This is a genomic window from Streptosporangium sp. NPDC006013 (genome assembly GCF_040614275.1).
Classification (GTDB): domain Bacteria; phylum Actinomycetota; class Actinomycetes; order Streptosporangiales; family Streptosporangiaceae; genus Streptosporangium.
In genome coordinates, this window is sequence record NZ_JBEXUE010000477.1 from 1 (window position 1) to 7,589 (window position 7,589).

The following is a 7,589-nucleotide window of genomic DNA, read 5'->3' on the forward strand; positions in this document are numbered from 1 at the left end:
CGGGCGATGCCCGCGGGAGCCGTACGTATCACTGGTGGGTGAACTGGGTGAGCGCGGGCAGCGCCCTGTCGGAGAAGTCGAACAGTGCCTGGTTCTCCCACCCGTTGCCCGAGGACGCGTCGGCCGGGTCCCAGCCGTTGCCGCGCACCGCGGTCCAGCTGGGTTCCCAGTAGACGACGCCCAGCCCTCGGCCGTTCGGCACGGCCTGCACCACGCTCATCACGTCGCGCAGCATCGCCGACTGGCCCGCGGCGGAGGCCGGGTAGCCGGGGTACGGCGTCGCCGCGGTGATGATGTTGGTGAGGCCGTCGTCGTTGCCCGTGGTGAAGGGGTAGGCGGTCTCGACGACCAGGACCGGCTTGCCGTACCTGGAGGCGATGTCGTTGAGGTTGGTCTGCAGCGCGCCGAGCGTGCCGTGCCAGTAGGAGTAGTAGGAGACGCCGATCACGTCGTAGTTCACGCCATTGGCGGCGGCGCTGTCGAACCACCAGCGGAAGAGCGAGTTGTTGCCGCCCTCGGCCACGTGCAGCACGACCCTGGTCGAGCCGGAGACCGCCTTGACCGCGCTGTGGCCGGAGTTGAGGAGCTGGGCGAGGTTGCCGAAGTTGGAGCTGCGGCCCTCCTCCCAGAGCATGCCGTCGTTGATCTCGTTTCCGACCTGGACCATGTCGGCGGTCGTGCCCTGCGCCTTCAGCGCGTTCAGCACGTCATAGGTGTGGTTGTAGACGGCGGTCTTGAGCTGGGCGAGCGTGTACCCCGCCCACGCGGCGGGCTTGTACTGCTTGCCGGGGTCGGCCCAGGTGTCGGAGTAGTGGAAGTCGATCAGCAGCCCCATGCCCTGGGCCTTGATCCGCCGCGCCAGGGCCAGCACGTGCGCCTTGTCGTTGTAGCCGTCGGCCGCGTTGACCCAGACCTTCAGCCGGACGTAGTTGAGCCCGGCCGAGCGCATGATGGCCAGCGCGTCACCCTGTGCGCCGGTGGCGCTGTAGTACTTCCCGCCGAGGGCCTCGGACTTGGGCAGGCTGGAGGTGTCGGCGCCCTTGATCGCCAGCGTCGCCGACCCCGCGGCGAAGGTGACGTCGTCGAAGTTGGCCCAGCCGCCCGCCGCGGCGGCGGAGCCGAGGCTCACCGTGCACTGGCCGCCCGTCACGGTCTGGGTGACCGCGATCTGGATCCATTCGGACGAGCTGACCGGCAGGTAGGTCCTCCTCTCGGCGGGACCGCAGTTCCGCAGCGCGATCCAGCTCTGGCTCGCGGCTCCCGACCTGACCCAGGCCCGGAGCGTGTAGGTGCCGGAGGTCAGGCCGGTCAGTGTCTGGTGGGTCTCGACGGTGTACGCGCCGGAGGCCCAGTGGGACAGGCGGTAGGAGCCGGCGTGGCCGCCCGCCTCGGTGAAGTCGGCGGCGGCGGAACCGCTGCCGACGGTGGTGCTCCAGCCGGTCGGCGTGGAGGTCGGGCTTCCCGTCTCGAAGCCGCCGTTGGTGACCGTCGAGGCGGCCAGGGCCGCCAGGGGGGTGAGCGTTGCGGCGGCGCAGAGCAGCAGCGCCACCAGGATCTTCTTCATCTGTCCTCGCTCTGGGATGGAGTGGTGCGGACAACCCCCGAAGACCCCCGGTGACGTGCCGCGGTCAGGTGGCCGGCACGGCACCGGGGGAGCTCATGCGTCCGGTGCCAGCTCGACGACGGTGACGCCGCCGGCCGGTACCGTCGCCGAACCCGCGTGCTCGGCGCCGTCGAGAACCCCGGTCCCGCTCACACCCGGGACGGTGACCGGCTCGTCGCCGTGGTTGACCAGGAAGAGGTGGCGGCCCCGCCGCAGGAGTTCGAGGGTGTCGGGCAGGCCGCGCGGGCGGGACACACCCGCGGCGTCGAGGACCGCGCGGAGGATCGCGCGCAGGTCTCCGTCCGTGTCCTGGCCCACCCGGGGGTCGAGGGCCGTGGCGACGTACCAGGCGGTGCCCGCTCCCAGCTCGTGGCGGGTCACCGCGGGGTGGCCCGCGTCCGGTCCGCCGGTGAAGGCGCGCACGGTACGCGCTCCGGCGAGGCGGACCCGCTCGGACCAGATCCGGCCGGTCAGCCCGTCGTCGCCGACGGCGACCGTGCCGTTCTCCGGCAGCGGGTGGAACTCCTCCACCGACAGGCCGAGCACGTCGCGCAGCACGCCGGGGTAGGCACCGGGGTGGATCGTGTCGTTCTCGTCGACGATCCCGGAGAAGCAGGAGACGACCAGGTGACCCCCGGCCTCCACGTGGCGGTGCAGGTTCTTGCCCGCGGCCTCGGTGAGCAGGTAGGAGCTCGGCACGACGACCATTCGGTACGCCGAGAGGTCGGCCGCCGGGTGGACGAAGTCGACGGTGACGTGCTCGCGCCAGAGCGCCTCGTAGTACGCCTCCACCCGCTCGCGGAACCTCAGGTCCACCGAGGGGCGCCACTCCAGTTCGAGCGCCCAGTACGACTCCCAGTCCCACACCAGCGCGACCTCGGCCTCGATGCGGGAGCCGCGCACCGGCGCCAGCTCGCGCAGCTCGGCGCCGAGGGCGACCACGTCGCGCCAGAGCTCGGAGTCGGTCCCGGCGTGCGGCAGCATCGCCGAGTGGAACTTCTCCGCGCCGTAGCGGGAGGCACGCCACTGGAAGAAGAGCACCGAGTCCGATCCTCTGGCGACGTGGGCGAGGCTGTTGCGCCGCATCTCCCCCGGCCGCTTGGCGAGGTTGCGCGGCTGCCAGTTGACGGCGCCGGTGGAGTGCTCCATGAGCATCCACGGCCGGCCGCCCGCCACCGAGCGGGTGAGGTCCGCCGCCATGGCGAGCTCGATGTGGCCCTCGGCCCGCCCGGCGTCGAGGTAGTGGTCGTTGGAGACGACGTCCACCTCGCCCGCCCACCGCCAGTAGTCCATCGGCTCACAGTTGGGGATCATGAAGTTGGTGGTGACCGGCAGGTCGCTGAAGCGGCGGATGGCGTCGCGCTCGCGGCGGAAGTTGGCGATGTGCGCGTCGACGGAGAAGCGCGCGTAGTCGAGCTGCAGGGCCGTCAGCTGGCCGACCGGTGCGAGCCTCGGGGGTTCCACCTCGTCGAACGAGCCGTAGGTCAGCCCCCAGAACGTGGTCCCCCACGCCGCGTTGAGCGCCGCCACGTCCCCGTGCCGCTCGCGCAGCCAGTCGCGGAACGCCTCCGCCGAGGTCTCGCAGTAGCAGCGCGCGTTCGCCCAGCCGTACTCGTTGTGGACGTGCCACATGACGACCGCCCGGTGCCCGGCATAGCGGGCGGCGAGCCGGCCGGCGATCCGTTCCGAGGCGGCGGCGTACTCCGGGGAGCTGGGGCAGAAGCTGTGCCGGGAGCCTCCGGCGATGACATGGCCCGCACGGTCGACCAGGTGGCTGCCCGGGTGGGCGGCCCGAAACCAGGTGGGCGGGGAGGAGGTCGGTGTCGCGAGGTCGACCCTGATGCCCGAGGAGCCGAGCAGGTCGATGATCCGATCCAGCCGGCCGAAGTCGTAGACCCCTTCTTCCGGCTCCAGCAGGCTCCAGCCGAAGATGCCGAGGCTGACCAGGTTCACCCCGGCCTCGCGCATCAACCGGACGTCCTCGTGCCAGACCTCCTCCGGCCACTGCTCGGGGTTGTAGTCCCCTCCGTACGCGATGCCCTCCGGCAGGACGGGATATCCAGGCAACTGCTCCCCCTTGGCTCATCTCTGTGAACGTGCACAGTAATCGAAACCCGACACCCGGGGAAGAGTCGCCACGGGAACACCGGCGCGGGCAGGCGATTAACAAGAGCGTAACGAGCATTGACAGGGCGACATCTCGGATTTCAGTCTGTGAACGTTCACAGACATGTCCGCATGGCGGGCCCCGAGCCCCGGCGCGACATCCCGATACAGCACCCCCGGCACAGCCCCCGATACAGCACCCCCCGACACGGCATCCCTGACACGGAGGAACGCATGCAGAGAAACCGGCTCGCAGTGGCGGCCGCGGCTCTCGCCGCCACCCTGGCCGCCGGATGTTCCGGCGCCGCCCAGGAGCCGGCCGTCCCGGTCGCGCAGAGCTCGGCCCCCGCAGGGCCGGTCAAGCTCACCTACTGGACATGGGTTCCCAACATGGACAAGATCGCGGCGGCCTGGAACAGCGCCAACCCCGATATCCAGGTCACGGTCAGCAAGCAGGCCGGCGGCGACGACGCGGCCGCCAAGTTCCTGACCGCGGCCAAGGCGGGAAACCCCCCTGACCTGGTCCAGGCCGAGTACCAGATGCTGCCCTCCTTCGTCGCCGCCGACGCGGTGGCCGACCTCTCCGGCGACGTGGCGCAGGCGAAGGGCGAGTTCGGCGAGGGCATCTGGGGGCTGGTCACGCTCGGCACCGACGCCGTCTACGCGCTTCCCCAGGACAGCGGCCCGATGATGCTCTACTACCGCCAGGACCTGTTCGACAAGTACGGCATCGAGGTCCCCAAGACATGGGACGAGTACGCCGAGGCCGCCCGCACCGTACACAAGAAGGACCCCAAGGTCTTCCTGGGCACCTTCTCCAGCAAGGACCCCGGCGCCTTCGTCGGCCTCGCCCAGCAGGCCGGCGCCCGGTGGTGGTCGATCAGCGGCGAGTCCTGGAAGGTCGCGGTCAACGACGACGCCACCAGGAAGGTCGCCGACTACTGGGGCGGCCTCGTCGCCGAGGGCGCCATCGACGACCAGCCGTACTTCACCCCCGAGTGGAACAAGGCGCTCAACGACGGCAAGCTGCTGACCTGGCCCTCGGCCGTCTGGGCGCCGGGCGTGCTGTCCAGCAACGCCCCCAAGGCCAAGGGCAGGTGGGCGATCGCCCCGCTGCCGCAGTGGAGCGCCGGCGAGAACGCCAGCGGTTTCTGGGGCGGCTCCTCCACCGCGGTCGCCGCCAAGTCCCCCAACCGGGCCGCCGCCGCGAAGTTCGCGACCTGGCTCAACACCGACCCCGAGGCGCTCGGCCTGCTCGTCAAGGAGGGCGCGGTCTACCCGGCCGCCGCCAAGGGCGGCACCATGCTCGGCGAGGCCCCCGACTACTTCTCCAACCAGCCCGACTTCTGGCAGCAGGCCGCCGCGATCTCCGCCACCGCGCGGGGCTTCACCTTCGGGCCGAACGTCAACGTGACGTACAACGCCTTCAAGGACGCCTTCGACAAGGCCGTACAGGACAAGTCCGCGTTCTCCGACGCCATCGGCAAGATGCAGGAGGCGACGGTCGCCGACATGCAGAAGTCCGGCTTCCAGCTCGCCCAATGACCCCGATGCCCCCGATGACCCGACGTCCCGGCGGCGCCCGCACCGCGAGCGCCGTCCCCTACCTCTTCCTCGCACCGGCCATGGCGCTGTTCACGCTCTTCATGGCCGTCCCCATCGTCTACACGGCCTACCTCAGCCTGCGGCGCACCAAGGTCTCCGGGCTCGGCCTGGGCAAGGGCTCGCGCCGCGAGGTCTTCGCCGGCCTCGACAACTACACCGCGACGCTCGCCGACGGCGAGTTGTGGGCCGGCTGGCTGCGCGTCCTCGGCTACGGCCTGCTGGTGCTCGTCGTCATGCTCGGGCTCGCCCTGCTCTTCGCGCTGCTGCTGGACTCGGCGCACGTGCGGCTCGCGCGCTTCTCCAGGGTCGCCGTCTTCCTGCCGTACGCGGTGCCCGGGGTGGCCGCCACCCTGCTGTGGGGCTTCCTCTACCTGCCGAGCCTCAGCCCGATCCGCCAGGTGCTCGACGTCGACCTGCTCGGCTCGGGCACCGTGGTCCTCTCCATGGCGAACATCGCGGTCTGGGGCGGCGTCGGCTTCAACATGCTGGTGCTCTACACCGCCCTGCGCGCCGTGCCCAGGACCTACTACGAGGCCGCCAGGATCGACGGGGCGAGCGAGATCCAGATAGCGCTGCGGATCAAGATCCCGATCCTGCTGCCCGCGATCATCCTGACCACCGTGTTCTCCATCATCGCCACGATCCAGGTGTTCACCGAGCCGACCACGCTGCGGCCGCTGACCAACACGATCAGCTCGACCTGGAGCCCGCTCATGAAGGTCTACCGCGACGCCTTCGTCACCGGCGACCTCTACTCGGCCGCCGCCACCTCGATCGTCATCGCGGCGATCTCCCTCGTCCTGTCCTTTGGTTTCCTGCGCGTCGTCCGCGACCGCGCCTTCGGGGAGAGCTGATGGCCACCACGACCCTCACCGCGAGGGGACGCCGGAGGGCGGCCGCGCGACGCCGCCCGTACGGGATCGCACCGACCGCGATCCTGCTGCTGGGCGCGCTCTACTGCCTGCTGCCGGTCAGCTGGGTGCTGGTGGCCGCCACCAAGTCGAAGGCGGAGCTCTTCTCCACCTCGACCTTCGCCCCCGGCACCGGGCTGCTCGCCAACCTCGCCGACCTGGCCGCCTACCGCGACGGCGTGTTCTGGCTGTGGATGCTCAACACGCTGCTGTACGCCGGCGGCGGCGCCCTGCTCTCCACCGCCGTCTCCGCGGTCTCCGGCTACACGCTGGCCAAGTACCGCTTCCGGGGCCGGAACCTGATCTTCAACCTGCTGATCGGCGGCATCCTGGTGCCCGCCGTGGTGCTGGCCATCCCGCAGTACCTGCTCTTCTCCCGGATCGGGCTCGCCGACACCTACTGGTCGGTCCTGCTCCCGCAGATCCTGCACCCGTACAGCATCTATCTGGCGCGCATCTACGCCACCGCCGCCGTCCCCGACGCCCTGCTGGAGGCCGGCCGCATCGACGGCGCCGGGCACTGGCTGCTGCTGCGCCGGGTGGCGCTGCCCCTCATGATCCCGGGCATGGTGACCATCTTCCTGTTCCAGTTCGTCGCGATCTGGAACAACTTCCTGCTGCCGTTCATCATGCTGGGCGACGACCAGAGGTTCCCGCTGACCGTCGGGCTCTACACGCTGCTCGCGGCCGGCGCCAACCAGCCCTCCCTGTACAACCTGATCCTCACCGGCACCCTGCTGTCGATCATCCCGCTGATCGCGCTCTTCCTCACCATGCAGCGCTACTGGCGGACCGACCTGGCCGGCGGGGCCGTGAAAAGCTAGTGGCCGGGCCGCACCGGGCCAGGGTGGGTCCGGGACGCGGCCGGTCGAGGGGAAAATGGGGAGCATGGCGAAGCGTCCGACCATCCATGACGTCGCGGCGGTGGCGGGGGTCTCCCGGGGAACGGTCTCCCGGGTGCTCAACGACGACCGGTACGTCAGCCCCGCGGCGCACGCCGCGGTCAAGCGGGCCATCGCCGAGACCGGCTACGTGCTCAACCGAGCCGCCCGCAGCCTGGTCACCCAGCGGACCGGTTCGGTGGTGATGGTCCTGTCGGAGCCGCAGGAGCGACTGTTCGAGGACCCCAACTACAGCGTGCTGCTGCGCACCGCCACCCGGCGGCTCGCCGAGCGGGACATATCGCTGGTGATGATGATCGCCGGGAACGACGGCGACCGCGACCGGGTGGTCCGCTACCTGCGCGGCGGCCACGCCGACGGGGTCTTCCTGGTCTCCACCCACGCGGGCGACAGGCTGGTGGACGCACTGGTGGACATCCCGGTGGCCGCCGTCGCCCAGGGGGCGGTCATCGGGTGGCAGCG

At 70.6% G+C, this 7,589-nt stretch carries 6 protein-coding genes; 4 read left to right on the forward strand and 2 right to left on the reverse strand.

Going from position 1 to position 7,589, the window contains the following annotated elements; genetic code table 11:
- Positions 1–28: 28 nt before the first annotated feature.
- Both ABZ260_RS42170 and ABZ260_RS42175 read right to left on the reverse strand, forming a co-directional pair.
- On the reverse strand, positions 29–1,564 hold the full coding sequence (locus tag ABZ260_RS42170) for an arabinogalactan endo-1,4-beta-galactosidase (RefSeq protein ID WP_355629016.1): 1,536 nt from the start codon (positions 1,562–1,564) through the stop codon (positions 29–31).
- Positions 1,565–1,657: 93 nt separating this feature from the next.
- Positions 1,658–3,670 (reverse strand): beta-galactosidase, encoded by a 2,013-nt coding sequence (locus tag ABZ260_RS42175; RefSeq protein WP_355629019.1) that lies wholly within the window; start codon positions 3,668–3,670, stop codon positions 1,658–1,660.
- A gap of 273 nt (positions 3,671–3,943) precedes the next feature.
- Between ABZ260_RS42175 and ABZ260_RS42180 the strand changes: the two genes are divergently transcribed.
- The 4 genes from ABZ260_RS42180 to ABZ260_RS42195 all read left to right on the forward strand — a co-directional run.
- Entirely contained in the window at positions 3,944–5,254 is a 1,311-nt protein-coding gene (locus ABZ260_RS42180) for a sugar ABC transporter substrate-binding protein (protein ID WP_355629022.1), read from the forward strand.
- Between the two features lie 14 nt (positions 5,255–5,268).
- Positions 5,269–6,168 carry a sugar ABC transporter permease gene (locus ABZ260_RS42185; RefSeq protein WP_355629025.1) on the forward strand — a complete coding sequence of 300 codons (900 nt, stop codon included), beginning with the start codon at positions 5,269–5,271 and terminating at the stop codon, positions 6,166–6,168.
- A complete protein-coding gene (locus ABZ260_RS42190; RefSeq protein ID WP_355629028.1) occupies positions 6,168–7,049 on the forward strand; it encodes a carbohydrate ABC transporter permease in 882 nt (293 codons plus the stop codon). The genes ABZ260_RS42185 and ABZ260_RS42190 overlap by 1 nt, the downstream gene beginning before the upstream one ends.
- Positions 7,050–7,113: 64 nt before the next feature.
- A partial coding sequence (locus tag ABZ260_RS42195) for a LacI family DNA-binding transcriptional regulator (protein WP_355629031.1) occupies positions 7,114–7,589 on the forward strand: 476 nt, incomplete at its 3' end.

What these genes read in the sequence shown, in the direction of transcription:
- ABZ260_RS42170 (WP_355629016.1), bottom strand. Translation starts at nt 1,564, where the DNA reads ATGAAGAAGATCCTGGTGGCGCTGCTGCTCTGCGCCGCCGCAACGCTC.
- ABZ260_RS42180 (WP_355629022.1), top strand. Translation starts at nt 3,944, where the DNA reads ATGCAGAGAAACCGGCTCGCAGTGGCGGCCGCGGCTCTCGCCGCCACC.
- ABZ260_RS42185 (WP_355629025.1), top strand. Translation starts at nt 5,269, where the DNA reads ATGACCCGACGTCCCGGCGGCGCCCGCACCGCGAGCGCCGTCCCCTAC.
- ABZ260_RS42190 (WP_355629028.1), top strand. Translation starts at nt 6,168, where the DNA reads ATGGCCACCACGACCCTCACCGCGAGGGGACGCCGGAGGGCGGCCGCG.